The 25,015-nt window shown below is 36.9% G+C and carries 20 protein-coding genes; 10 read left to right on the top strand and 10 right to left on the bottom strand.

Translation table 11 applies throughout. From position 1 onward, the window contains the following. Nucleotides 1-34: 34 nt before the first annotated feature. Both ACSLUO_RS13425 and ACSLUO_RS13420 read right to left on the bottom strand, forming a co-directional pair. Nucleotides 35-865 carry a CheR family methyltransferase gene (locus ACSLUO_RS13425; RefSeq protein WP_448249185.1) on the bottom strand — a complete coding sequence of 277 codons (831 nt, stop codon included), beginning with the start codon at nt 863-865 and terminating at the stop codon, nt 35-37. A gap of 36 nt (nt 866-901) precedes the next feature. Then, a complete protein-coding gene (locus tag ACSLUO_RS13420; RefSeq protein ID WP_448249184.1) occupies nt 902-1,837 on the bottom strand; it encodes a chemotaxis protein in 936 nt (311 codons plus the stop codon). A 164-nt stretch (nt 1,838-2,001) separates the two neighbouring features. Here ACSLUO_RS13420 and flgA point away from each other — a divergent pair, with 164 nt between their 5' ends. From flgA to flgN, 3 genes are all read left to right on the top strand, one after another. Then, complete coding sequence (flgA, locus tag ACSLUO_RS13415) at nt 2,002-2,706, top strand: flagellar basal body P-ring formation chaperone FlgA (RefSeq protein WP_448249183.1); 705 nt, start codon at nt 2,002-2,004, stop codon at nt 2,704-2,706. Nucleotides 2,707-2,780: 74 nt separating this feature from the next. Continuing rightward, nucleotides 2,781-3,089: a flagellar biosynthesis anti-sigma factor FlgM gene (gene flgM, locus ACSLUO_RS13410; protein WP_448249182.1), complete on the top strand. Its 309-nt coding sequence runs from the start codon at nt 2,781-2,783 to the stop codon at nt 3,087-3,089. Between the two features lie 30 nt (nt 3,090-3,119). Then, nucleotides 3,120-3,566, top strand: a complete 447-nt coding sequence (gene flgN, locus ACSLUO_RS13405) for a flagellar export chaperone FlgN (RefSeq protein WP_448249181.1) — start codon at nt 3,120-3,122, stop codon at nt 3,564-3,566. Nucleotides 3,567-3,763: 197 nt separating this feature from the next. Here the strand turns inward: flgN and ACSLUO_RS13400 are convergent, their stop codons facing one another. Beyond that, on the bottom strand, nt 3,764-4,234 hold the full coding sequence (locus ACSLUO_RS13400) for an LPP20 family lipoprotein (RefSeq protein WP_448249180.1): 471 nt from the start codon (nt 4,232-4,234) through the stop codon (nt 3,764-3,766). 10 nt (nt 4,235-4,244) lie between these two features. After that, nucleotides 4,245-4,919 carry a FlgO family outer membrane protein gene (locus ACSLUO_RS13395; protein ID WP_448249179.1) on the bottom strand — a complete coding sequence of 225 codons (675 nt, stop codon included), beginning with the start codon at nt 4,917-4,919 and terminating at the stop codon, nt 4,245-4,247. Nucleotides 4,920-5,064: 145 nt separating this feature from the next. Between ACSLUO_RS13395 and ACSLUO_RS13390 the strand changes: the two genes are divergently transcribed. After that, on the top strand, nt 5,065-6,228 hold the full coding sequence (locus ACSLUO_RS13390) for a flagellar assembly protein T N-terminal domain-containing protein (protein WP_448249178.1): 1,164 nt from the start codon (nt 5,065-5,067) through the stop codon (nt 6,226-6,228). Nucleotides 6,229-6,552: 324 nt separating this feature from the next. After that, nucleotides 6,553-7,854: a GGDEF domain-containing protein gene (locus tag ACSLUO_RS13385; protein ID WP_448249177.1), complete on the top strand. Its 1,302-nt coding sequence runs from the start codon at nt 6,553-6,555 to the stop codon at nt 7,852-7,854. A gap of 672 nt (nt 7,855-8,526) precedes the next feature. Here the strand turns inward: ACSLUO_RS13385 and ACSLUO_RS13380 are convergent. Together ACSLUO_RS13380 and ACSLUO_RS13375 are read right to left on the bottom strand one after the other, a co-directional pair. Continuing rightward, the gene (locus tag ACSLUO_RS13380) at nt 8,527-10,602 is read right to left on the bottom strand and encodes a CHASE domain-containing sensor histidine kinase (RefSeq protein WP_448249176.1); all 2,076 of its coding nucleotides are present in this window, start codon (nt 10,600-10,602) and stop codon (nt 8,527-8,529) included. Between the two features lie 22 nt (nt 10,603-10,624). Beyond that, complete coding sequence (locus ACSLUO_RS13375) at nt 10,625-12,343, bottom strand: two-component system response regulator (RefSeq protein WP_448249174.1); 1,719 nt, start codon at nt 12,341-12,343, stop codon at nt 10,625-10,627. 601 nt (nt 12,344-12,944) lie between these two features. Here ACSLUO_RS13375 and ACSLUO_RS13370 point away from each other — a divergent pair. From ACSLUO_RS13370 to ACSLUO_RS13360, 3 genes are all read left to right on the top strand, one after another. Then, nucleotides 12,945-13,820, top strand: a complete 876-nt coding sequence (locus ACSLUO_RS13370; protein WP_448249347.1) for a LysR family transcriptional regulator — start codon at nt 12,945-12,947, stop codon at nt 13,818-13,820. A gap of 190 nt (nt 13,821-14,010) precedes the next feature. After that, complete coding sequence (locus ACSLUO_RS13365; protein ID WP_448249173.1) at nt 14,011-14,736, top strand: YebC/PmpR family DNA-binding transcriptional regulator; 726 nt, start codon at nt 14,011-14,013, stop codon at nt 14,734-14,736. Nucleotides 14,737-14,882: 146 nt separating this feature from the next. Further along, a complete protein-coding gene (locus tag ACSLUO_RS13360; protein WP_448249171.1) occupies nt 14,883-15,905 on the top strand; it encodes a LacI family DNA-binding transcriptional regulator in 1,023 nt (340 codons plus the stop codon). Nucleotides 15,906-16,016: 111 nt separating this feature from the next. On the opposite strand, the gene ACSLUO_RS13355 is transcribed toward ACSLUO_RS13360, so the two are convergent. The 4 genes from ACSLUO_RS13355 to ACSLUO_RS13340 form a co-directional block, all read right to left on the bottom strand. Continuing rightward, on the bottom strand, nt 16,017-17,492 hold the full coding sequence (locus tag ACSLUO_RS13355; protein ID WP_448249169.1) for an MFS transporter: 1,476 nt from the start codon (nt 17,490-17,492) through the stop codon (nt 16,017-16,019). A gap of 242 nt (nt 17,493-17,734) precedes the next feature. Next, nucleotides 17,735-20,047, bottom strand: coding sequence for a DNA topoisomerase IV subunit A (parC, locus tag ACSLUO_RS13350; protein WP_448249167.1), 2,313 nt, complete (start codon nt 20,045-20,047; stop codon nt 17,735-17,737). Between the two features lie 196 nt (nt 20,048-20,243). After that, nucleotides 20,244-20,651: a VOC family protein gene (locus tag ACSLUO_RS13345; protein ID WP_448249165.1), complete on the bottom strand. Its 408-nt coding sequence runs from the start codon at nt 20,649-20,651 to the stop codon at nt 20,244-20,246. An 81-nt stretch (nt 20,652-20,732) separates the two neighbouring features. After that, nucleotides 20,733-21,737, bottom strand: coding sequence for an ArsJ-associated glyceraldehyde-3-phosphate dehydrogenase (locus tag ACSLUO_RS13340; RefSeq protein WP_448249164.1), 1,005 nt, complete (start codon nt 21,735-21,737; stop codon nt 20,733-20,735). A gap of 398 nt (nt 21,738-22,135) precedes the next feature. Here ACSLUO_RS13340 and ACSLUO_RS13335 point away from each other — a divergent pair, with 398 nt between their 5' ends. Both ACSLUO_RS13335 and ACSLUO_RS13330 read left to right on the top strand, forming a co-directional pair. Further along, the gene (locus ACSLUO_RS13335) at nt 22,136-22,999 is read left to right on the top strand and encodes a substrate-binding periplasmic protein (protein ID WP_448249163.1); all 864 of its coding nucleotides are present in this window, start codon (nt 22,136-22,138) and stop codon (nt 22,997-22,999) included. Between the two features lie 94 nt (nt 23,000-23,093). After that, the gene (locus ACSLUO_RS13330) at nt 23,094-24,773 is read left to right on the top strand and encodes a SulP family inorganic anion transporter (protein WP_448249161.1); all 1,680 of its coding nucleotides are present in this window, start codon (nt 23,094-23,096) and stop codon (nt 24,771-24,773) included. Nucleotides 24,774-25,015: the final 242 nt, after the last annotated feature.

Genomic DNA, 25,015 nt, shown 5'->3' with positions numbered 1-25,015 from the left:
GGACTATGCCAAAGAAATATTTTAGAGAAAGGAATTAATCTTTTTGGTAAATAATACCGGGGTTACATCTGAGCATTTTATATTTTTGACTAAGACCAGAAAGAGACTCTGATGCGCCTAAAAACAAATAGCCTTGATCGTTAAGCACACCGTGGAATTGTGAGATAATTTTGGCTTTAATTTCAGGTGCAAAATAAATTAAAACATTACGGCAAAAAACAACATCAAATCGCCCCATTAAGCTATAACTATTTAATAAATTTAAATGCCGAAAACTGACCAATTTTTTAACATTATCTTTCACTTTTGACATACCGTTTTCACCCGGTTCAAAAAACTGACGCTTACGCTCAGCAGATAAACCTCGCGATAATGCCAAACTATCGTATTGCCCATATTTACAATGTTCTAACATGGTTGTAGAAATATCAGTACCAATTATTTGCACACCACGACTCAAGGCTCCTGGATTTTTTTGCTGATATTCCAAAACAGACATAGCAATAGAATAAGGCTCTTGACCAGAGGAACTAGCAGCAGACCAAATTTTTATCGGGGTGTTTTTTTTGGCGAGTTCTGGCAATATTTGGCTTTGTAATAATTTAAAAGGATAATCATCACGAAACCATAACGTTTCATTCGTCGTCATAGCATCAATAACAGCGGCTCTTAGTTGACGCTCAGTTGGGCTTAACGTACGAGTAACTAATTCACTTAAGGTTTCAACCTTAAAATTAGTCATTAATGGCGCTAATCTGCTTTTTACTAGGTATTGTTTGTTCTCTCCCAATACAATACCGCATTGTTGTTCCAAAAATGTTCTAAATTGAGAGTAACTTTGATCATCAAGCTGATTCGTCGACACTATAAATCCTCAACTACATATTCAATAATAAACATATCAAGCTTGATCATCCATACGTAGCCATTTTTTAACAGCAGTTGCTAATTCATCAGGGTGGAACTTAGGAATAAAATCTTCAGCACCTACTTTTTCAACCATGGCATTGTTAAATACACCACTTAATGAGGTGTGCAAAATCACAGGCATTGTCCGCATGCGTTCATCATTTTTTACTTCAGCGGTTAAGGTGTAACCGTCCATTTCTGGCATTTCAATATCAGAAATTAATAAAGCGACCTTTTCACTTATGTTATGTTCACACTCTGCACTAATCGCTCGCAGTTGATCTAAGGCATCTTGACCATTTTTAGCTAACACCATATTAATACCAAGCGGCTCTAGCGCCCTTTTTACTTGGTTACGAGCAACTGTTGAATCATCAGCAATCATCACAACACGATCACCAACGTCTTGCCCTACAGAAATATCAGCAACGTCATCGCTTAATTCTGTAGAAACGGGACTAATTTCATTTAATATTTTTTCAACATCAAGAATTGACACCATTTCACCGTCAATTTCAGTGACAGCTGTTAAATAATTAGATTTCCCTGCCCCTTCCGGCGGCGGCATAATGTCAGCCCAGCTTAATGTTGTTATACGCTCAACGCCTGCAACTAAAAAACCCTGAACACTACGATTGTATTCAGCAATAATAATAAAATTATTTTCTGTTTCCGTTATTTCATAACCGCCGGTGGCTTTACTTAAATCGATCACCGAAATGGTTTGCCCTCGAATATGAGCAACACCTTTAATATAGGAGTCTTGATGCGGCATTTTTGTTAACGGAGGGCACTGTAAAACTTCACGTACCTTAAACACATTTATGCCAAAACGTTGAGGCCCAACAAGCTTAAATAATAAAAGTTCTAATCTATTCTGTCCGACCAACTGTGTCCGTTGGTTAACTGAATCTAAAATACCCGCCATATAAACTCCATACTCTACGAAACTGAATTAAATCAGGCACGTTTCTTGATTGTAAGTGTTACATCATAAATTAAATGTCTAAAATTTTGACGTTTTCTTTTCTCGACCTATTTAATAATCATAGTCGAGTATTCTTATTACCCTAGAAATAGAAGCAAAATTTTATGAAAAAAATCACTTTTCTTTCACTTTTATCAACGTTGACTCTTTTTTGTCTACTCAGTGGACAGGTTTATTGCAAAACATTCAGCCACGAAGAAATAGAAAAGTTAGCAAAAACAAGCGTGGAAGCACAATACCTGTCGCAAAATAATAAAGAGCAAAAAATATCTATTTCAAACCCTGAACTCGACCCTAGAATTCATATCAACGAATGTAACTCGGATCTGAAAGTAAATATACTGGAAAATCAAAATAGTAGAAACATAAATGTCAAATTAAGTTGTGACGACCCCACTAACTGGCATATCTACTTAGCTGTCAAAGTAACAAAATTACAACCTGTATTAGTCGCGGCCAGTAATATTGATAAAGGCTCAATCTTAGATAACGATAATACTAAAATTACTTTTATTGAGGATTATAAGATCCGTGGAGCAACTTTAAATAGTATTGAAGAAGTACTAGGAGCCAAAGTTAAACGTAATTTACAAAAAGATAGTGCAATTTATAGCAATAATGTTTGTATTGTCTGTAAAGGTGAAATGGTTACTATTTTAGCAAATTCATCTTCTTTTCAAATAAAAACAAACGGCACAGCCCTCTCTAATGGTACAGTAGGCGAACAAGTTCGTATTAAAAACAATCGCTCAGGCAAAGTTATCTCTGCACGGGTAAAAGCCATAAATAAAGTAGTTATTAATTTATAATTATTTTAAAGTATATATCTGTGCTGCCGATATAAAGTTAGCAGGTATATCTAGATTGCAGTTAGGAATAAATAATGGCTATAAATATCAATAACTTGAATAACAGTTCAGCTGTTAATAGCAAAGTAAATCAAAATCAAGTTAAGCAGAACAATGCTCAACAAAGTGCTCCTTCGTCTCAAGCGAAAGTGAATCAAGACTCTGTTTCAATTACGCCACAAGCAAAACAAATGGCAGAATTACAAAAAAAAGCAGGGAATGGCCAAGCCGTTAATGAAAAAAAAGTTGAGCAATTAAAAAAAGCAATTAGCAACGGCGAATATAAAGTAAACCCAGAAAAACTAGCAGCGAGTATTGCTAAGTTTGAATTTGATCTTATTTAATTTTATTAACAAAACACGAGTTAAGCATTTATGTCTGCAGTGCCGGAATCTGAACGAGTCGCTTTTGAAGCCATAATCAATAAACAGTTATTGCAAGTTCAGCAATTAGAGCAAATTTTGTTACAAGAAAAAGAAATTTTACAACAGCAAGATCCAGACGCCTTAGTTGCTATATCCAATAAAAAAACCGACTTATTAACGGTTATTAATGCAACTGATGCTTCCTCAAAAGAAAGCCCTAATTATCAAGCGTTATTAGCAGATCCTGGGTTTGCAGAAACCTTTGCCAATATCGAAAACTGTCTGGCTCATTGTAAAGAACTCAACAGTGTAAATGGAATGATCATCCAACAGTCATCGTTAGCGATAGAAAGGTTACAAAATGAGTTATTAGAAAACCGTAGCCGATCTTCAATGACTTATGACAATAAGGGTAAAAAGAATGCTGGCTTGATGGGAAAAGGCATTAAGGCTTAATTAATACAACGCAATATTTAGCTTATTGCCTTCATTACTAGCTTTATACCAAAACCAACTTATTTCACCTCATTTATGAGGTTATTTGTATAAAGAATCCTTATTAACCATTAATGATTAGTGATAAAAAAGCCTATCGATTGATAGGCGCTTAATATTCTGTAATAGCTAAATTCTGAATCCGAGTTTAGGTTAAGTTAATAATAATTCACTTCTTTAATTTCTTTTTCAATATTCATCACCGCATAAATATCATATACATCTTTAAAATCTAAGCTCAGCTCAGTAGTGTATGTATCACCGGTAGGATAGCTTTTAACAACTCGAGCTCCACGAATAATACCTTGTACTTTAACATTCATCGCTTGGTTATTAATTAACAAGTCCGCCATAGATAAATCATGTGTTATTTGTTGACCATGAACTTGTTCAGCCAGCTCAGCGTAAGCCGCCATTTTAGATGCCGTGATCGCCATCAACATTTTTTGTGTCTCATTGTCTGAGTTTTGTAAACTGATCGGCGCATGACCTATCGCATGTAAAACAGGAAATGCATCCGGCTTTACTCGCTGCCACTGTACTTGTTTATCATAAACCGTCGAACAGCTACTTAAGAAGAACATCAAAAATAACGCGGTACAAGCATAAATAGTTGAATATTTTTTCATAACGTCACCATTAATTATGGATCTCAATTGCACGTTCATCGCTTGCTAACATTTCACTGTCACGGATCAACATACCATCTTTCATTTTTATATTTTTGCTCACATTCTCTTGCTCAGTTCGCATAACCACCTCACCTAATACCCATTTAGGAATAAAAGATTGTGCTGTCGCGACAACAACACGTGATTGCATACCGATCATACGGGCATTTACTAAAATACCACCTTCTTGTTCCATCATGGTACCCGAGACAACATAGTCAATAATTTGTCGTTCAGGTAATTCTTTCCAATCACGACTAAAGGCATAGTCACCCTCTTTGGTTACCCGAATGTGACCTGTTGTTTTAAAATCCACCACAATCATGCCATGACGCTGTAATTCATGGACAAAATTTTCCGCTATTTGATTACCTAACCAATTGGTTGATTCAAGATCTTTTAAATCCACAAACGAAGCTACTGCAATAGGAGTTTTCGGATTGACAAAACTACTAGACTCAAGCATTTGAAATGCAAGACCTTTTACAACATCATTAATCGCATGACGAGGTAATGCAAAGCTGTCTATTTCGCCTTTTTCTTGATGAGCAATCCGGTAAAAATTGTCCGCTTCATCATTACTAAAAATACTGCTACACGATACTAATGCCGGTATTACAGCTATTAAAAGCCACTTTTTCATTGACCCTTCCTCGATAAATAACACTGATAACAATCACTAGCATTTTTCGCGCCAAAGCTCATACTTTAAAAAGTAAAATCAATTATGGCGTAAAACCTGCTTACTTTGATGCACAAAGTAAACCAATCTATTTTTGGATATTATTATGCGTTTTTTGCTGATTTATTTATTTATCTTATTCCTAAGTAATACCGCTTATGCTCAGTGGTTTGAAACCCAGGGTCAAGCATATATCAATAATAACGATAATAAAGCGGCAAGAAATAAAGCCATTGAAAATGCATTGAAAAAAACCTTACTTATTGCCGGTGCTTCAGTTTCAAGTGTTCAGCAAGTTGTTAATGGTTTACTTACCAAAGACGAGTTAAATATTCGTGCAACCGGCATTGTAAATTCTTTTGAGATCGTCAGCGAAAATTATACCGATGATATAGTTGAAGTAACTATTCGTGCCGATATTTTCCCGCAAGAGAAACAGTGTTATGCCGCAGATTACCGTAAATCACTCTTATTAACCCGTAGTCATTTATTACATCGAGAGCAAGCGAATATTGGTCAAATCTATCCAATTGATCGCCAATTAACTTCTCACTTAGCAGCACAATTAAAAACTGACAGCCGCTATTTAACGCCTAAAATTAATATTAAAAACAGCACTGAATTTACCCGATTACATCAAAGCTTTGATGAAGATAAAATCAAACAATTATCTATGTCGTTAGCAAGAAAATCCGATAGCCAGTTTATTTTATATTCAGAAATTACCGATGTTTCATTCGAAAACACACACGAAAAAAACTGGCAGTTTTGGCGAGAAAAACGAAAAAATAGACACTTTAATTTAAATATTTATATTTACGATGGTATGAATGGCGAACGTGTATTCGAGAAAGGTTATTCATCCACCACAACCTGGCCGTTTGATGATAGAAAAATAGTATCACCAGATAATCAAACTTTTTGGCAAAGTAAATACGGCATAAAAATAAGCCAACTATTAAAAGACATTAGTTTAGATATTGACGAAACATTAATGTGTCAGCCTACTCAAGGAAAAATAGTTGCTATAGAAGGTAACAAACTTTATATCAATTTAGGGAAACGCCATGGCGTGAGCGTAGGAGATGAGTTTTCTCTATTAGCGAACACTCATTTTACTTTAGCTAATGGCACTGTATACAGCGGTTTTAATGTCAGCCCATACAAAGTTAAAGTCATTAATAGCAATCGCGATAATGCCACCTTAATATCAAGCAATGATGAGCAATTAGGCAATATACAAATTAATGATTTGGTGGTTCGCTACTAATATCACTCCGTATAAATCACCAAAATTTAGTGAAAATAATTATTCAGTCTTAGCGCAAGTAAAATTTGATTGTTGTAGCAAGTCTATGACAATCAAAATTTAGCGTCACCTATCACCATAAAAACAACTATTCGAAAGAAAATTACTATCTTCTACCTGCTTCTACCTGAATTATTACCTCATTAAAATATATTTTTAGCGAAATAAATAAAAGCGGCCTAAGCTATATTTATACTTTATTATCAATATCATCTTATGGATAACTTTAGCGTTGATAATATAAAAAATTTGCATTCAAGCTAAATTACAATTAGTGTCGTTAATATGTTAATTAGGCTATACATTACATTATTTCTTTTTTCTATTGCATTACTTACTTGGCAACATTTAGGTATGGACAGCTATTTACGTTTAGATCACAACAGTAATGCTCAAGCTATCAGCGACCGTAATGTAGCAAATGACTCGCCATTAGCTTCCCAAGCCGATGTCTCAATTGAGCAGCAAGCTAAAAAACTCACCTGCCAAATAAAATTTTTCATCGATTACCCTTTTTGTGAGCTCAGTTTTAACTTGGTCAATCCATTTGAAATACCACTAGATTTAAGCAACTATACAAAAATAAAGGTAAAACTTGCTTATATACCGCCAAAAGCACAAAAAAGTTTCAATCTGCGTTTTCAAATAAGAAACTACGAACCCAACATTTCAAATAGTGATGACCTAAACACCTTTAGACTTAATGAAGCTAAACTCAATATAAAAACTCTCAATCACGTTGAAGAATATACCATCACATTCGATGACTTTTATATTCCAGAGTGGTGGTCATCTATGATGATTTTAGAGCATGGCAATGCACAAACTAATTTTGAACGAGCTGTTTTTATCAAAATAATGACACCTGAAAACGTAGTTTCAGGAGAGCACACTATTTTTATAGAATATATCACCTTAGAAGGAAAACTGATCAGCCAAGCTTCATTGTTAAAATTACTTACCATTACCTGGTTGCTAGCGATCATAGGACATGTATTTTTTATTATTAACAGCAGCAGAGTCAAAGCCCAACGATTGATAAAAAAACAGCAAGAATTGGAAAAAATGAATACGGCACTGGCTATTGAAACAAAAGAGCTGCAAGGCTTAGTTACACGAGACCATTTAACGGGAATTCGTAACCGGCATGGTATTCGAGATTTATTATTAGAACTTGTATTAAAAACAGAGGATAACAGTTTTAAATTAAGTGCAATGTATCTTGATTTAGACAAATTTAAAGTAATTAATGACACCTATGGCCATGACGTCGGAGATAAAGTATTAGTTATCTTTAGTCAGTTAATTTCAGAAAACATTCGTTCTAATGATATTTTTGCTCGTTGGGGCGGAGAAGAATTTCTTTTAATTTGCCCTGATTTAGATTGTTTACAAGCACATTTATTAGCTGAAAAACTGCGAATGCTAATTATGGAGCAAACATGGCCTACTGGCACAAAAGTTACTTGTAGCATTGGTGTAACAGAATATAAACCACGTGAAGATATTGCTGAACTTTTAAAGCGGGCAGATAACGCCTTGTATCAGTCAAAAGCACGTGGTCGTAATAGAACCACCATGCTTTGATCTGCGCTTGAGTAATACCAATCCATATAAGAAAGTGCTCGCTTAGCGAGAATTTAAAGGTTTAGAGGCAAGGCATTGATTGAAGACGAAACCATGGATGGTAGAGGTAGAGCGACTCAGGAGACAAAGCCGAGAATGGTTATTCTCGGTAACTGCTCCTGCGTTACCCTAATGTCCCACATCCATGTGGGAACCTTGTCAAAATCAATAGCGCTGCATATAAGCCTTTACTTTTTATTAAAGGTACGTCGCCCTTTGGGAACGTATGGGCACCATGATAACTGCACAAAATTTATTGGATGTAGAATGACTATATCTTCACAAATTTTGTTTGTTCTAATGTCGCCCATATCGTTCTAAGTAAGCACTTCTTTATACAGAGTGGTATTATCATTCCCTTTTCCTTAATACGAACAATCTCTACACGACAAAAAAGTTACATTAGAAAATCTAATGCTTAAGATGATTTTTTATCGTTTGTTGTTAACCGCGATAAAAAGTATTCTAACCTTGTTTTCGAAATCCCCCCGATTTCTTAATTTCTTTTACAGACTCATATTTTTGTCAGGCATCCAATGGATGCCTTTTTTTTAGCTAAAATTTGTCTCCCATCAAAATATAATAACGCGCCATAGCTTGATTAAATAACAATTCAATTTCGCCAAGTTCTTATTATTTAGGCCAAAGAAAAGTAAAGCAGGTACCACTTTTGCCATCTGACATTATCGTTATCGAACCGCCTTGCACATCAAGTATTTTTTTGATAATTGAGAGTCCCATCCCACTACCTTCAATTTGATCACGAGGATTTAAGGTTTTAAATAAATCAAATATTTGTTGGTGATATTCGGGTTCAATACCTGGGCCATCATCAATCACAGAAAACTCATAATACACCGGCATTTCTTTCACGGTAATACTGATGATACCGTCAACTTTATCATGATGTTTTATAGCATTAGCCAATAAATTTCTAACAATGGTTTCAAGTGGTGTTGCAAAAGTTTCAATCATTGGCATACATTCTTGAATAATCAACCTTAAACCTGCCGGAGGGTCGAGCAGCTCAAAGGTGCTCTCAAATAATAACTTGGTATTAACCATTTGCTTTTCTTCGCTTTGGCTCCCTATACGAGAATAAGCTAATAAATCATCTAATATTTGTTCTAAACGGAAGGTTCTTTTTTTAAGCAACTTTAAATAATTGATTGTTTCTTCTTGGGCATGCTCAGTAATATCTTCTTCAATCCAGCTAGAAATCTGAATAATCCCCCTTAACGGCGCTTTTAAATCATGCGATGCAATATAAGCAAACTCATTAAGCTCATTATTACTGCGTTTAAGCTCTTGGGTAATTTTCATATATTCAGTCATATTCATGACCGTTGCCAAGGTTTTAAAACCGCCTTCACCAGAAAATCGAGCTAACCCAATTTCAGCAGGAAATTCTCTACCCTCTTTTGTCAAACCAAAAATAGCGCGCCCTTGTCCCATTTTTCGTTGCGAGGGATTCTCACTAAAATGTTGACGATGTTTAGGATGTTGAGTACGAAAGCGCTCTGGCACTAATAGATCAATCGATTGACCCAACAATTCATTATTCGCATAACCAAAGAGCAGCTCTGTTTGCAGATTAACTTTTTCAATAACGCCCTGTTCGTTAATAATAATAATGCTACAAGGCGCCGCTTCAATAATATGACGATAGTACTCTTCTTTATTTGACAGTTTTTCGCTGATATCAACCGCTAACAACACCGCTTTTCTTTGACGGGATAAGGTAACCCACAAGAAAAATAATAATCCCGTAATAACAATACCACACACTAAGATAATCAATGGTTGTTGTAAGTCACTATTTTCTCTAAATGCTTTTGATGTTTGAATGTTAAAACGCCACGCTCGACCATAGATATCAACAGTCACCGTTTTTTTGAAGAGTGGCTCAACCTCATAATTTACATTATCAGGTACGAGTTCATTATAAAGATTTTCATCACCATCAAAAACACTAAAAACAACTTGTCGATCACGCTGACTTAAAGTACCACTCATTAATTTTGACATAATAAAAGGCGCATAAACATGACCAACAAAGTGCTGCTGTCGCTCTGCCATTGTTTGAAGGTTTTGCTTTTTATAAAAGGGAACAAATTGCAAAAATCCAGGGGTTTTTTGGTCATCTTGTACCAAAACTATTGGCGCGGTAATTTGTGTAGTGCCTGTATCTCTTGATTTTTTGGCTGCAGTTAAACGTTTATGCTCAAATGCCATATCTAAACCAACCGCTTTGGCATTACTACTGACCGGCTCCACATAAGTTATTGGCCAGTACTCTGCCTTATCATGCTGAGGATGAATAATAAACTCAGGCCTGTTTAAGCGTTGCTGTTCAATAAAAGTCAAAACATTGTCAGGAGCAACATAATAAATAACGCCAATACCATTAATCCCTGGGTACATATTTTCTATGTTGAGTGTACTGGCAAACAACTCCCATTCATCGGCATTAATGGTTCGCTGTATTGACTGGTTTGCTGCCACCCCCGTTTTGAGCGCAACTTCATAACGTAACATTCGCTCAGTAATTAAAGCTAATAAATGCTCCGTTTGATATTCAAATTTTTGACTGTTTTTTTGCTGAACTTGTTTATTTGACACCTGCCAAGCGACAATCGTTGATACTATGGAAGCCACAACAATTAACCAATAAATGTATAACCCTGTATTTGTTAGTTTTATCTGCATGGGTAAACACCTTTACAGAAACTCATTGATTGGTAAGCATTAAGTGTTTTTCATAAAACATCTGTTCAATACTTTTTCTTGATTGTGGCCGAGAATAAAAGTAGCCTTGTGAGCGTTGAATATTCAGCCTTTTGCACATATCAACATGCTTTTGTGTTTCAATGCCTTCTGCCACAACATCTAAACCTAAAATAGTAGCCATAGCTACTAAGCCTTCAACTAAGGTCATGTTTTTCGATCTTAATTCATCGGTTGGCATTAAACTTTTATCAATTTTTACCACTGAGATAGGGTAATTTTGCAGATGTGCAATTGAAGAATAGCCAGTACCAAAATCATCTAGTGATAAACGGCAGCCAAGGTCATTTAAATCATTAATAATTTGATGCGATATAGGGGTATCTTTAAATAGTGCCGTTTCTGTAATTTCAATTTCCACTAATTTTGCTGGCACATTATATTTTAATAAACACGCGCTTAAATATTTAACTAAGGTGATATCACCAAGTTGTATCGCTGATAGGTTTATCGCCATAACATAAGGCTTAGACGTTAATTTATGCCATTGTGCTAACGTAGAAATAGCCTCTTCAATAACCCATAAGCCAATGTTAAGAATTTGTTGGGTTTCTTCTGCTATTTCAATAAATTGATCCGGCATACGAACAACGCCATCAACATTCCAACGTATCAAGGCTTCAAATCCTTGAATAGTCTCATTGCTTGGATTAATCACAGGCTGATAATACAATTCAAATTGTTTTTTCTGTATTGCCGTTTTTAGCTCGGTTTCTATCTTTAACCGATGATGAAATATTTGCTGCATTTCATGTTCAAAAAAACAGACTTGATTACGACCTTTCTTTTTAGCGCGATACATCGCAATATCGGCATACTTAAATAATTCAGCACTAGTATTACCATTATCTGGATGCAAAGAAATGCCAATACTGGCGGTAGCACTTATCACTGTTGAAGCTATTTCCTGTACTTCTTGCAGCACCTTAATAATTCGATTAGCCACCAACGAAGCTTGGGTATTATTTTCAATATTATTCAAAATAATCACAAACTCGTCACCACCGATACGGGCAAAAACTTCATTGCCACGTAAACACTTTTTAATACGAGTTACCGTTTGTTGAAGAAATAAGTCGCCGGTATCATGACCAAAGTTATCATTAATTAATTTAAAGTTATCAAGATCAATCAACAATAAAGCTAATTTAAACTGACTTCGACAATTGTTAGTAATTGCAAGCTTTAAGGATGTTTCAAAAAAATAACGATTAGGCAGCCCCGTTAGAGGGTCTGTTTCTGATAATGATTTAACTTTCTGATAGGTATTATAAAGCTTGCATTCTAATTCGTGACGAGTGGTTGCTTGCACTAATGCTCGTCTTAATTTATTTTCAGTAATCTCGGTTTTTATCAAAAAGTCTTGCGCACCGGCCTTAATACAATTAATAGCAATGTTTTCATCTTCCGACATACTCATCATGACAATGGCGGTACTTGAATTCTTCGGCTCATTCCTAATTTCAATAACCATTTCAATGCCATCACGTTTTGGCATCCGATAATCTAATAATACAATGTCAAAGTCAGCGCTTTTATATAATTGTATGGCTTGATCTACAGTAACAGCTTCGGTAATAGCGACAGGTAAATTACTTTTATTTAACGCCCTTTTAATATGTGCTCTATCTACTTCATCATCATCAACTAATAATATATTCATAGCTATCCCCACGACCTAGAATTTATATAACAAAACAGATCGTTAACTTCCTTTGTTTCAGGAGTACTAACTCTTTCTTTAATCACCTAATAAAAGGCTCGTAAGAGTGACGTTGTTATATATGCTTAACATACATTCAAATTAGTAGTCAGCTTTTGTTTGAGTATAGGCAAAATTTAAAACTTTGTGGCTGTAAACTAATTTATTTTCTATTAATTCACTTATTTACAACATCAAACAATAATTTCTCTTTAGCTTTTTTATTAACTAAATCACCTGCACCACAACTGAATTTAATTTACTTAGCAGATTAATTTTTCTCGTTTGTCTCAAGTTCATTCACCAAGTATGCTAACTTTGTTTTCGAAATTCCCCCGATTTCAAAACAGTTCAACTCTTTGGTTTATCGGCACCATTTTGGTGCCATTTTTTTGTTTTTTCAAATGCACCAATTTAATGCCAACTGCATAAGAATGTCACAACAGGCTACCAATCTAAAATTATTTAACTTTTAAAATCAATTAATTAAAAAAATTTCCACTATGGTCTATTATTTGCTTTTTTAAGTTAAGTAACTCATTAACGAAGTACGATTATGGCGATACAAACACCAATACGAGGTTTACGTTCTTTTTGCATTGCAGCTAAATGTTTAAGCTTTAAACATGCGGCTAGCCAATTATTTTTAACGCCTTCAGCTGTAAGTCATCAAATAAAGCAGTTAGAAGAGCAACTCGGCACCTCATTGTTTAAACGCAATACTCGCGCAATTGAGCTAACCAGTGCCGGTAAACAATTTTATCAAAGTGTTTATCCATTAATTACTGAACTCGAGTCAACCATAGCTGACTTTACCAATACTCAGCAAAACCGTACCATTACCGTGAGTTTGCCGGAATTTTTTGCCAGTGAAATGTTTGTTCCTAAGCTAAGCGAATGGGCAGAATCAAATCCTGATATTAATTTACAGCTAGAAACGGTGAAATCTTCTAATCAACAATTAAAAGCGTCAGATTTATCAATAGTGTTAGTAAATGGCAAACCTAATGGCAGCATAGTCCATGAGCTGTTTCCGATTCGTTATGTTGCCGCGTGTAATAAGAAAATTTATAAAAAATGGGCCGCACATGGTTTTGATGCCTTAAAATCCGTGCCCTTGATATTACACCAATCAAGACCTTGGTCATGGCATAAGTGGGCCGATCAAACCGATGTCCCGGATTTTGACCCAAAACAGATTATTCAACTTGATAGTATGTTTAGCGTTGCCCGCGCCGCTCAACAAGGCATGGGCATTGCGCTAGTGCCACTGCCTATTAGTAAAGCTTGGTTTAGCGAACAGTTATTGGTTAAATTATTTGATCATGAATTAATCACCAATGATCGCTATTATTTGATCCAACATGAAAATATTGAAAATTCAAAAGAACTGCAAACTTTTGCTGACTGGGTCAAAGCCAGCTTTTGTGAAGTATAAATAAATCAGCAGAGCAAACCGTGGGTTAACTTACGGTTAGCTCTGCTTTATTTTAAATCGTTTATATCATCAAAAAACCGGCTAATTGCCTTGTGATAACCGCATAAATTCAATTCAAACCTAGTCAAATTCCTCTCAAAGCGTTAGAATTTATGATAATTTATTTTTAATACCGAGAAGAGATTTACCAATGGGCAGAGCTTACCAAAACCGAAAATTATCAATGGCTAAAACTGCAGGCCAAAAAACAAAAGTGTATTCTAAATACGGTAAAGAAATTTACGTTTGTGCCAAAAATGGTAGTACCGACCCAGACAGCAACTTATCACTTCGTCGTTTAATTGAAAAAGCGAAAAAAGACCAAGTACCTACTCACGTAATTGAAAAAGCAATTGAAAAAGCAAAAGGCACGGGTGGGGAAGATTATGCAGCAGCCCGTTATGAAGGTTTTGGTCCAGGTAATTGCATGGTGATCATTGATTGTTTAACAGACAACAACAACCGTACTATCAAAGATGTTCGATTATGTTTCACTAAAACCAACTCAAAAATCGGCTCTTCTGGCACGGTTTCTCATATGTTTGATCACCAAGCAATATTTGCATTTAAAGGTGACGATGAAGAAACCGTTTTTGAAAACTTAATGATGGCCGATTGCGACATTACTGATGTTGAAAAAGAAGATGATATCATCACCGTATTCGCACCACATACTGAGTTTTTTAAAATTAAAAATGCCTTCGCTGATACCATGCCTGAGTTCGACTTAGAAGTGGAAGAAATTACCTTTGTACCACAAACGTATACTGAAATTACTGACGAAGAAGACATTGCCAACTTTGAAAAATTCATGGCCATGTTAGAAGATTGTGATGATGTTCAAAACGTTTATCACAACGCTGAAATAGCACAATAAAAACAATGCTCTCTTTATGATTTAAGCCGCTTTTAACAAGCGGCTTTTTTATTTTCACTTTAAAAAAGCCAATTTATATACTTAAATTAATCGGTAAGTTACTATCATATAAATTAATAATAATAATGAGTTAATGGAAAGTTAACGTGAAATCTAAAGCAACTTCATTCGATATAGCTTATTTAGCGGGTGTATCACAATCGACCGTTTCTAGAGCATTAAGAAATAGCCCATTAGTTAATGAAGAAACACGGCTAAAAGTACAAAAAATTGCCAAAGAACTTAATTACAAAGTAGATAAAAATGCCAGTAATTTAAGAACTCAGCAAAGTGCTACCATCGCCCTGCTCTTATTTGAAGATCCAACTAGTGATGATTCAATGATCAATCCGTTTTTCTTATCTATGCTAGGTAGTATTACTCGCGCTTGTTCAAACAAAGGTTATGATCTGCTCGTTTCATTTCAACAAATGGATAATGACTGGCATGCCGATTTTGAAGACTCAAATAAAGCCGATGGTATTATTTTATTGGGTTATGGCGATTTTGAAAATTATAAAGAAAAACTCGCACATTTAATTGAACAGGAAACTCATTTTGTCCGTTGGGGCGCGGATGTCAATGATGAAAAAATCATTTCTGTTGGCTGTAATAGTTTTCATGGCGGCTATCAAGTAACCGAGCATGTTATTCAAAACGGCCGTAAAAACTTTGCTTTTTTAGGCGATGCTTCCTCGCATTCACCTGAGTTTTTAGAGCGCTATCATGGCCACTGTAAAGCGCTAAAAGATCACCAATTAAGTGTGAACTCAAAACGTCAATTTTCTGCTATTAGTACTGAAGATTCCGGCTATCAAGCTGCTTGCCAATTAATTAATTCAGGTGAACCATTCGATGCCATTTTTGGTGCCAGTGATCTTATTGCCGTAGGTGCCTTAAAAGCGTTATTAGAGCATAACCTCAAAGTACCAGAAGATGTTGCCGTGGTTGGTTTTGATGATATACCAATGGCATCATTTACTTCCCCGCCGATGACGACAGCAAAACAAAATACAATTCTTGCCGGTGAATTATTAGTTGATAGTTTAGTGAAACTGATTAACGGTGAAGAAGCAAAAACGATTTCCATGCCAACCAGTTTGGTTGTTCGAAAAAGTTGTGGTAGTTAGTTGTTGTTGTTGTAGTTAAGCGCCAACGATATCAGCAATAAGCTAGAAGTAAAACACGCAATTGCTTACTTCTAGTTTTTCGCTTCTAACTTTTCACTTGTAGCTTCTAACTTATCGCTTATCGCTTACCGCTTCTAGCTCTTCAGTGTCATTAACAAAATATACTGACAATGCCCCTAAAATCATCGAAGCTCCTGCCAGCATAATAATATAAACCGCATTATTATCGAAAATATGATTTAAAATCCAGCCGGTAACTAAACCAGAAATAATTTGTGGTGCGGCAATAGTAAAGTTGAAAATCCCCATATAAACACCAGTTTTATCTGCAGGTAACGCACCCGCAAGTATCGCATAAGGCATAGCTAAAATAGCTGCCCATGCCATACCAATTCCTAACATAGACCAAACTAACCCTAGTGCCCCTTCAGGTACTGCAACTTCAGTAATTAATAAATTTACCTGAGTTATGGTTGGATCTTGAAATAAAACAAAACTCAAATAACCAAGACCACCGGCCACTAACGATAAGGCATAAATGGTTTTACGGCCAAACGTATTAGCTAGCTTGGTTAATAACATGGCAAAAAATACCGCAAATAACGCTTGGGCTGCATATAAAATTCCCACCCAATCACCGGCTGCACCTTTCGCGGCCGCAACCGCTTCAGGTAAACCACCCATTGCAGTAATATAATCAGGATCAAACCAATCAACCGCCACTCCCCAGGCATGTTGGGTGATAGCGGCCGGAGTGTATGTCCACATAATAAATAACGCAAACCATGAGAAAAATTGCACTACAGCCAATTGTTTCATGATCACCGGCATATCTTTAAACAATACCCAAAAACCAGCTAGGCGTTCATTAAGCGTTTTTTTAACCGCTTGCTCTTTTTGAATTTGTTCAGCGTCTAAGTTTTGATAGGCATAATAATCTTCCGGCTTATATTCTTTGGTTCGAAATACCGTCCATAAGACAGAGCCTAATAACACAGTAGCGCCAATATAAAAGGCCCAAATCACTGACGGCGCGACTTCCCCTTGTACAGAAACATTATCTAAACCAATCACATTGGTTAATACAAAAGGAAGAATTGAACCAACTACTGCGCCAATATTAATTAATAAGGTTTGTACCGAATAGCCTAAATTACGCTGCTCAGCGGGTACCATATCTGAAACAAGGGAACGGAACGGTTGAAAGGTCACGTTAAATGCGGCATCTTTAATGGCAAAGATTAATAAGCCAAAAATTATCGGCGGGATAAAAGCCACCACCATTGACGCATTAGGTAGCAAGATCATCGCCGTTGCCGCCACTAAAGCGCCACCAAAAATAAAGGGTAAACGACGCCCCATTCGGTTCCATGTGCGATCAGATAAAGCGCCAACGATAGGTTGTACCAATAAGCCCATGATCGGTGCCGCTAACCAAAAAAGCGATAATGAAGAAAGATCAGCGCCTAAATCCGACAAAATCCGGCTGACGTTACCATTTTGTAATGCAAAACCTATTTGCACCCCTAAAAAGCCAAAGCTAACATTCCAAATCTGCCAAAAACTTAGTTGCGGTTTATTTTTCATACTTATCCCCAAATCATCAATCCTGCTAATTTTATAACTAGCCTTCAGATTTATATTCTTTTAATGGTTATAACGTCGCTTTAAGCATATGCCATGTCAGCTAAAAAAAAAGCACATCGACCAATGCCAATGTGCTTAAAGCTTTACATGATATATACAACAAGCAAGTCATTTGTTGATACCTGTTTATCATAGGCTAAACACCTAAAGTTAAACAATGGCTTGCATACGTATTCAAATAACTAACTGTTTTCAGGCTCTCCAGTACTTGCTTCGCTAGGTGCGTCAGGCTCTACTGGCTCTGCCGCGCTAACCTCAACACGGTCCACTCGTTGTAAGCCACGTGGCAACTTATTACCTCGGCGGCCACGCTCTCCTCGATAATGTTCAACATCGCTCGATTTTAAGGTCAGCTTACGTTTACCGGCATGCAATGTTACCGCATCGTCCGGCATAATAATTTGTAATAAAGTAACGTATTCTTCACGCGCTTTTGCTCTAGCGGCGGAAATATTAATTATTTTATTACCTTTACCTTTGCTTAATACTGGTAAGTCTTTAACAGGGAAAACTAACATTCGCCCTTCAGAAGTCACGGCTAAAATTAACGCTTGCTGATAATCTTTAATAAATAACGGTGTCATAACTTTGGCATTGGCCGGTAAACTTAATAACGCCTTACCGTTTTTATTACGGCTCACCATATCTTCAAACTTACCAACAAAACCATAACCGGCATCAGAGCTTAATAGATATTTCGCATCGTCATCCGCCATCACCACTTTTTCAAAGGTTTGCCCTGAAGCTAAATTAAAGCGGCCAGTTAATGGTTCACCTTGGCTTCTTGCCGTTGGCAAGCCATGTGCGTCGGTGGCAAAAGCTCGACCTGAGGAATCAATAAACACGGCAGGACGATTACTGCGTCCTTTCGCTGAGCATAAATATTTATCACCTGACTTATAACTTAATGCCTCAGCGTCAATATCATGTCCTTTCGCGCAACGTGCCCAGCCTTTATCAGAAACAACCACAGTAACTGGCTCACTTGGTACTAAATCTTTTTCGGATAGTGCTTTTGCTTCGCCTCGAACCACTAATTGTGAACGGCGATCATCACCGTATTTTTCAGCCGCTTCAATGATCTCTTTTTTAAGTAAAGTGCTCATCCGAGCTTTTGAGCCAAGAATTTTTTCTAAGGTATCACGCTCTTTATTAAGCTCTTCTTGCTCACCACGGATCTTAATTTCTTCCAGTTTGGCTAACTGACGTAACTTGATTTCAAGGATAGCTTCCGCTTGAATTTTCGATAAATTAAAGCGTGTCATTAACTCAGCTTTAGGATCATCGTAACCACGGATGATCTCGATCACTTCATCAATATTTAAATAAGCAACCAATAAACCATCTAAAATATGTAAGCGAGCAAGAATTTTATCTAAACGGTATTGTAAACGACGACGCACCGTTTCACGGCGATACTCTAGCCATTCAGCTAGAATTTCTTTCAGGTTTTTAACCGCCGGACGATTATCCAAACCTATCATGTTTAAGTTCACACGATAGTTTTTCTCTAAATCGGTTGTGGCAAATAAATGCTGCATTAATTGTTCAATATCAATACGATTTGAACGTGGCACAACCACAATACGGATAGGATTTTCGTGATCAGACTCATCACGTAAATCAACAACCATTGGCAGTTTTTTCGCCTGCATCTGGGCCGCAATTTGTTCTAAAATTTTACCGCCTGATGCTTGATGCGGTAACGCTGTGATCACTATTTCACCGTGTTCAACGTCATAAACCGCGCGCATTTTTATACTACCGCGGCCAGTTTGGTATAGTTTTTCAATTTCCGCTTTCGGGGTAATTATTTCGGCATCTGTTGGGTAATCAGGGCCTTGCACATGTTCCATGACCTCAGCTAATTCAGCTTTCGGGTTTTCAATTAAATGCACACAAGCATTGGCAATTTCACGCACGTTATGTGGAGGAATATCGGTTGCCATCCCCACGGCAATACCAGTAATACCATTTAATAAAATATGTGGTAAACGAGCCGGTAAAGTTTTTGGCTCTTCCATGGTGCCATCAAAGTTTGGTGTCCATTCAACTGTACCTTGACCAAGCTCAGATAATAATAATTCACTAAAGCGCGATAATCTTGACTCGGTATAACGCATTGCCGCAAACGATTTAGGATCATCAGGAGCACCCCAGTTTCCTTGGCCATCAACTAACGGATAACGATAAGAAAATGGCTGTGCCATTAACACCATAGCTTCATAGCAAGCAGAGTCGCCATGAGGATGAAACTTACCTAAAACATCACCAACGGTTCTGGCTGATTTTTTATATTTTGCCGTTGCGGATAAACCGAGTTCTGACATCGCATAAACAATACGACGTTGCACTGGTTTTAAACCATCGCCAATATGCGGTAAAGCGCGATCCATGATCACGTACATTGAATAATTAAGGTAAGCGTCTTCGGTAAAACGTCTTAATGGAACTTGTTCTATACCTTCGAGACTAAAGTCGACTGCATCAGACATGTGGTGAATTTCCTAATGGGCAAAACAGAGTAAATTATTGTTATTATCGAGAACCTTTTGATTAAAGTTTAATCTTTGATCAATGGATCGTTTAACTGTCTCCTAGCTTAGCTGATTCTGGCTTTGGAAAAAATAGTTAAGCTGTAAAAAGTTGAGAACATTGGCCTTTTGATTCGCTTTTCGGTACAAAAGTGGTTTAATCTTGGTGCCAGTAACTCGCTTCAATGCGATTACCATCAAGATCGAGTACAAAACAGCCATAATAAGGTTCACCATATTCTGGCCGAGGCCCTGGCTTGCCATTACACTTTGCACCTTGGCTTATCGCCATTTGATAAAAATCATCCACTTGTCGTTTACTGGTCGCAACAAAGCCAAAATGTGTACCATTACCTACCGACATTGCTTGGCCATCAAACGGAATTTGTACCCAAAATTCAGGATAACCGCCTTTACCAAAAGCTGCGGCATGCTCATAATCACATACTTGCACAATGTCTAAAGTTGCTAATAACTTTTGATAAAAAACTTTCGCTTCTCTTAATTGATTTGTACCAACTGAAGCATGGCAAATACTGCGTAAATTACGTTCTTCGATCATCATTATCTCTTTCTGTTGAGTAAAAAAACTCTCTGAAAATGGATCGTAAACTCTCTTTGTTAGTTTACGATCCATGCTAAGAAGTTACATTTTTGTCGCCACCATACGAACTAACTCGGCACAACGATTGGCATATCCCCACTCATTATCATACCAAAGATACATTTTAAGCTGAGTATCATTCACCACCATAGTCGATAAGGCATCAACTGTACATGAACGAGGATCTGTGCGGTAATCAACCGACACTAACGGTCTTTCTTCATAACCTAAAATGCCTTTTAATTCATGTTCAGACGCGTCTTTCATATACTGATTAATTTCTTGCGCCGTGATCGCTCGTTCAAACTCAAAAACACAATCAGTTAACGAGCCATTGGTTAATGGCACTCGTACCGCATGACCATTAAGCTTTCCTTTTAATTCGGGGAAAATATGCGTAATGGCGGTAGCTGAGCCGGTTGTTGTTGGAATTAAACTTAAACCACAAGCGCGTGCGCGGCGTAAATCTTTATGGGGTGCATCAATAATAGTTTGAGTATTGGTGATGTCATGAATGGTGGTCATTGAGCCATGTTTAATGCCGATTTTTTCTTGTAAAACTTTAACCACAGGTGCTAAACAGTTAGTAGTACAAGAAGCAGCAGTAACTAAATCATGCTCGGCTGCTTGATATAAATGATCATTAACCCCCATGACAATATTTAAGACACCGTCTTCTTTTACTGGGGCTGACACTACAACTTTTTTCACGCCTTGCTGTAAGTACTGTTCAATTAAGGCTTTTTTATTCATTTTACCTGACGCCTCAACCACAATATCGCAGCCCGACCAATCCGTTTCTGCGATAGTTGAATTAGCTGTCACGGTAATGGTTTTACCATCAAGATAAATATTATGATCATCAGCACTGGCTTCGCTATGCCATTTCCCATGTACTGAATCAAAATTAACTAAATGCGCTAATGTGGCAGCATTGCCAGCAGGGTCGTTTATTTGCACAAATTCAATCTCAGGCCACTGCCAAGCGGCACGAAAAACCAAACGTCCCATACGGCCAAAGCCGTTGATACCTACTTTAATTGTCATAACATTTCCAAAAATTAATAAATTATTTTACTTAACACGATGATCACTAAACCCACTCATCCTATTAACAACATTATTTTCGTTCTGCTCCAAGCGTTAATTGAGCTAAGCGAGAGGGTATATTTTAAAGTTACCCAGAATAAGCATAACCGGCTCCCTTGATGGCCGTTCGCTGGGATAATTTCAGTTAACAGATAACTTCAACAACAACCTTTTTTCATCTGCTAAAACTTTAAAAAATCACGCTGTAAATAGCATTGCAGTAAACATAGATGAAATTTCACATATGTTATCTGGTGGGGAACTTTTTAAGCAAGCAAAAATAACTGTGAAGATATTAATGAAATTGATATTAGCATAGATTAAAATAACTTAACGCTTACAAACCACGGCTAAAAATGCCATTTTTTCTCGCTATCATTGTTATTTTTTCTTCTTTTGTTATTCGAGCAAGCAATGAAGAACTAATCACCATCACCACGACTGGCCCACAAAAACAAAATGATGCTAGCCATGATTATTTTGTCTCTTTGTTATCGCTTGCTTTAAATGCAAATGATGATAATAAAAGCTATCAAATCAAAACATTACCCCATGCAGGACAAGCACGTGCGGTGAAATTGATTGAACAAGGTTTATATTATGATGTTATTTGGTCAGGCTACTCTGCTGAGCGCTCTAAAAACCTGATCCGTGTACCCTTTCCACTTTTTTTAGGTGGTTTAGGCATTCGAGGGGCGATCATTAGAAAAACTGATACCAGCTTTGCCCGCTTGAATACCTTAGAAGAATTACGCGAAAAAATTATTTGCCAAGGACTAAATTGGCCCGATGCTAAAATATTACAGCGCGCTAAACTTAATGTTGTTGAAGTAGGTCACTTTGATGCGATGTTGGAAATGGTCTCATTAAAGCGCTGTGATTTATTGCCGTTAAGTATTTTTGAGGGACAGTCAGAGCTAAATGCCGTTCAAGCCTCATTCCCTAACTTAACCTTTAGCACTGAAGTATTACTGAGCTATTACCTAGAAATGAACTTTTATCTCAATAAAAATAATCAAGCATTAGCCGAGCAAATTCATTTAGGCTTAAAAAAAATCGCTAACAATGGTCAGCTTAAACAATTTATGGAACAACACTCCCTCACCCAAAATGCCTTCCCTTTCTCAAACTATCAGCATTCGACAAGCATTGATATTGAAAGTGGCATAGTGCCTAACTTGCAATCAATTTTTTACAATCATTTACGTAATAAGAATTAGTCAGGCTATAACACCTATACTCATTTGATAAAAGTTTTGTTAGAATCGCGCCGTTTGTCTGTCTGCTTTAAGTCTAGGTTTAAGAGGTTTCGTAGTGTTAAAAAATCGTTTTGAAAATATAGATTTAAAAGGTGATATTTTTGGTGGTGTCACCACGGCTATCATCTCTTTACCCTTAGCGCTTGCTTTTGGTGTTGCCTCCGGTGCTGGCGCAGAAGCCGGCCTTTGGGGTGCGATTATGGTTGGTTTTTTTGCTGCACTTTTTGGCGGTTCAACCACGTTAATTTCAGAGCCAACAGGCCCAATGACGGTAATAATGACAGCCGTACTCACCAGCATGATGGCAAAATATCCAGAAACAGGCCTGGCAATGTCATTTACCGTAGTAATGATGGCGGGTGCTTTTCAAATTCTTCTCGGTACTCTTAAACTCGGTAAATATGTCACTTTAATGCCTTATAGCGTTATTTCAGGCTTTATGTCTGGCATTGGGGTTATCTTGATCATCTTACAGTTATCACCGCTATTAGGTCATTCCGCACCTGCAGGTGGTGTAATTGGGACACTTTCCGCATTACCTGAAACATTATCAAATATTAACTTTAGTGAACTACTGCTCGGCTTGTTAACACTTGCGGTGTTATTTTATTTTCCGAAACAATACCGTAAATATGTGCCCGCTCAACTCGTGGCTTTAGTTGCCGTGACCTTATTATCAGTGATATTTTTTGACAGCGAAAGTATCCGCAGAATAGGTGAAATTCCAGCAGGATTACCCTCGTTAGTGTTTCCTTACTTTAATGCGGATATGTTTACAACCATGGTGATTGATGCTTTAGTTTTAGGCACATTAGGCTGTATTGATACGTTATTAACTGCGGTCATCGGTGATTCATTAACCCGTAAAGAACATGACTCAGATAAAGAATTACGTGGTCAAGGTTTAGCCAATATGATTTCAGGTTTATTCGGCGCTTTACCTGGTGCCGGTGCAACAATGGGAACAGTGACCAATATTCAAGTAGGTGCTCGCTCGCCCATTTCAGGCATGGTACGCGCTTTGGTACTTGCGCTTGTGGTGTTAGTTGCTGGTGGGTTAACCGAGCCAATTCCAATGGCCGTGTTAGCAGGTATTGCCGTATATGTTGGTATTAATATTTTAGATTGGAGTTTTATTCAACGCGCACATAAGGTCAGCTTACAAGGTATGGCGGTTATGTATGGTGTGATGTTACTCACAGTATTTGTTGATTTAATTGCTGCTGTTGGCTTAGGTGTTTTTATCTCAAATATCATTATCATTGAAAAACTCAGCCGTGAACAAGCCCGCAAAGTTAAAGCGATCAGTGACGGAGACGAAAATTCAGTACCTCTGACCATCAATGAACGCAGTATTTTGGAGCAAACCAATGGCAAGGTGCTGTTTTTTTACTTATCTGGACCAATGATCTTTAGTGTTTCAAAAGCTATTTCTCGCCAACACGCCAGTATTTCTGATTATCAAGTGATGATATTAGATCTAAGTGATGTGCCTATGATCGATGTGACTGTTGGTCTTGCTTTAGAAAATGCCGTAAAAGATGCGCTTGATGCCCAGTGTGAAGTATTTTTATTGTGCCCAAATCAACAAACCCATAAACAATTAGAAAAGTTCAACGTGTTAGATTTAATTGCCACCGATAATAACTATGTTTCAAGAGAACAAGCTTTATTAGCAGCACTAAATTATGTTGAGCAACAAACCGAAAATGGAACTTTACTTAAAGAAAAATAAGCCGAACTAAAAGTCGCTAATTAGAAGACAAAAAAAAGACATATTAAGAAATATGTCTTTTTTAGGTATTAATTTAGGCTGTCACGATTTAATCATCTAGTTAATCACTTGTTAAGACCCTGTAACACATTTTGTGTAACTGCCAAGTTTAAATAACATCTTTCAAACGGTCTTCGAATTCAATCATAAATCGATTCAAGGCCGTTTTCCAATTTCTTATCGGCATCGTCCATTTTTTCGAT

This window comes from Thalassotalea agariperforans (assembly GCF_053470345.1).
This window is presented reverse-complemented; position numbering and strand designations above follow the sequence as displayed.

Coding starts and splice junctions, on each gene's coding strand:
- ACSLUO_RS13420 (WP_448249184.1), bottom strand. CDS start 1,837: ATGGCGGGTATTTTAGATTCAGTTAACCAACGGACACAGTTGGTCGGA.
- flgA (WP_448249183.1), top strand. CDS start 2,002: ATGAAAAAAATCACTTTTCTTTCACTTTTATCAACGTTGACTCTTTTT.
- flgM (WP_448249182.1), top strand. CDS start 2,781: ATGGCTATAAATATCAATAACTTGAATAACAGTTCAGCTGTTAATAGC.
- flgN (WP_448249181.1), top strand. CDS start 3,120: ATGTCTGCAGTGCCGGAATCTGAACGAGTCGCTTTTGAAGCCATAATC.
- ACSLUO_RS13400 (WP_448249180.1), bottom strand. CDS start 4,234: ATGAAAAAATATTCAACTATTTATGCTTGTACCGCGTTATTTTTGATG.
- ACSLUO_RS13395 (WP_448249179.1), bottom strand. CDS start 4,919: ATGAAAAAGTGGCTTTTAATAGCTGTAATACCGGCATTAGTATCGTGT.
- ACSLUO_RS13390 (WP_448249178.1), top strand. CDS start 5,065: ATGCGTTTTTTGCTGATTTATTTATTTATCTTATTCCTAAGTAATACC.
- ACSLUO_RS13385 (WP_448249177.1), top strand. CDS start 6,553: ATGTTAATTAGGCTATACATTACATTATTTCTTTTTTCTATTGCATTA.
- ACSLUO_RS13380 (WP_448249176.1), bottom strand. CDS start 10,602: ATGCAGATAAAACTAACAAATACAGGGTTATACATTTATTGGTTAATT.
- ACSLUO_RS13375 (WP_448249174.1), bottom strand. CDS start 12,343: ATGAATATATTATTAGTTGATGATGATGAAGTAGATAGAGCACATATT.
- ACSLUO_RS13365 (WP_448249173.1), top strand. CDS start 14,011: ATGGGCAGAGCTTACCAAAACCGAAAATTATCAATGGCTAAAACTGCA.
- ACSLUO_RS13355 (WP_448249169.1), bottom strand. CDS start 17,492: ATGAAAAATAAACCGCAACTAAGTTTTTGGCAGATTTGGAATGTTAGC.
- parC (WP_448249167.1), bottom strand. CDS start 20,047: ATGTCTGATGCAGTCGACTTTAGTCTCGAAGGTATAGAACAAGTTCCA.
- ACSLUO_RS13345 (WP_448249165.1), bottom strand. CDS start 20,651: ATGATGATCGAAGAACGTAATTTACGCAGTATTTGCCATGCTTCAGTT.
- ACSLUO_RS13340 (WP_448249164.1), bottom strand. CDS start 21,737: ATGACAATTAAAGTAGGTATCAACGGCTTTGGCCGTATGGGACGTTTG.
- ACSLUO_RS13335 (WP_448249163.1), top strand. CDS start 22,136: ATGCCATTTTTTCTCGCTATCATTGTTATTTTTTCTTCTTTTGTTATT.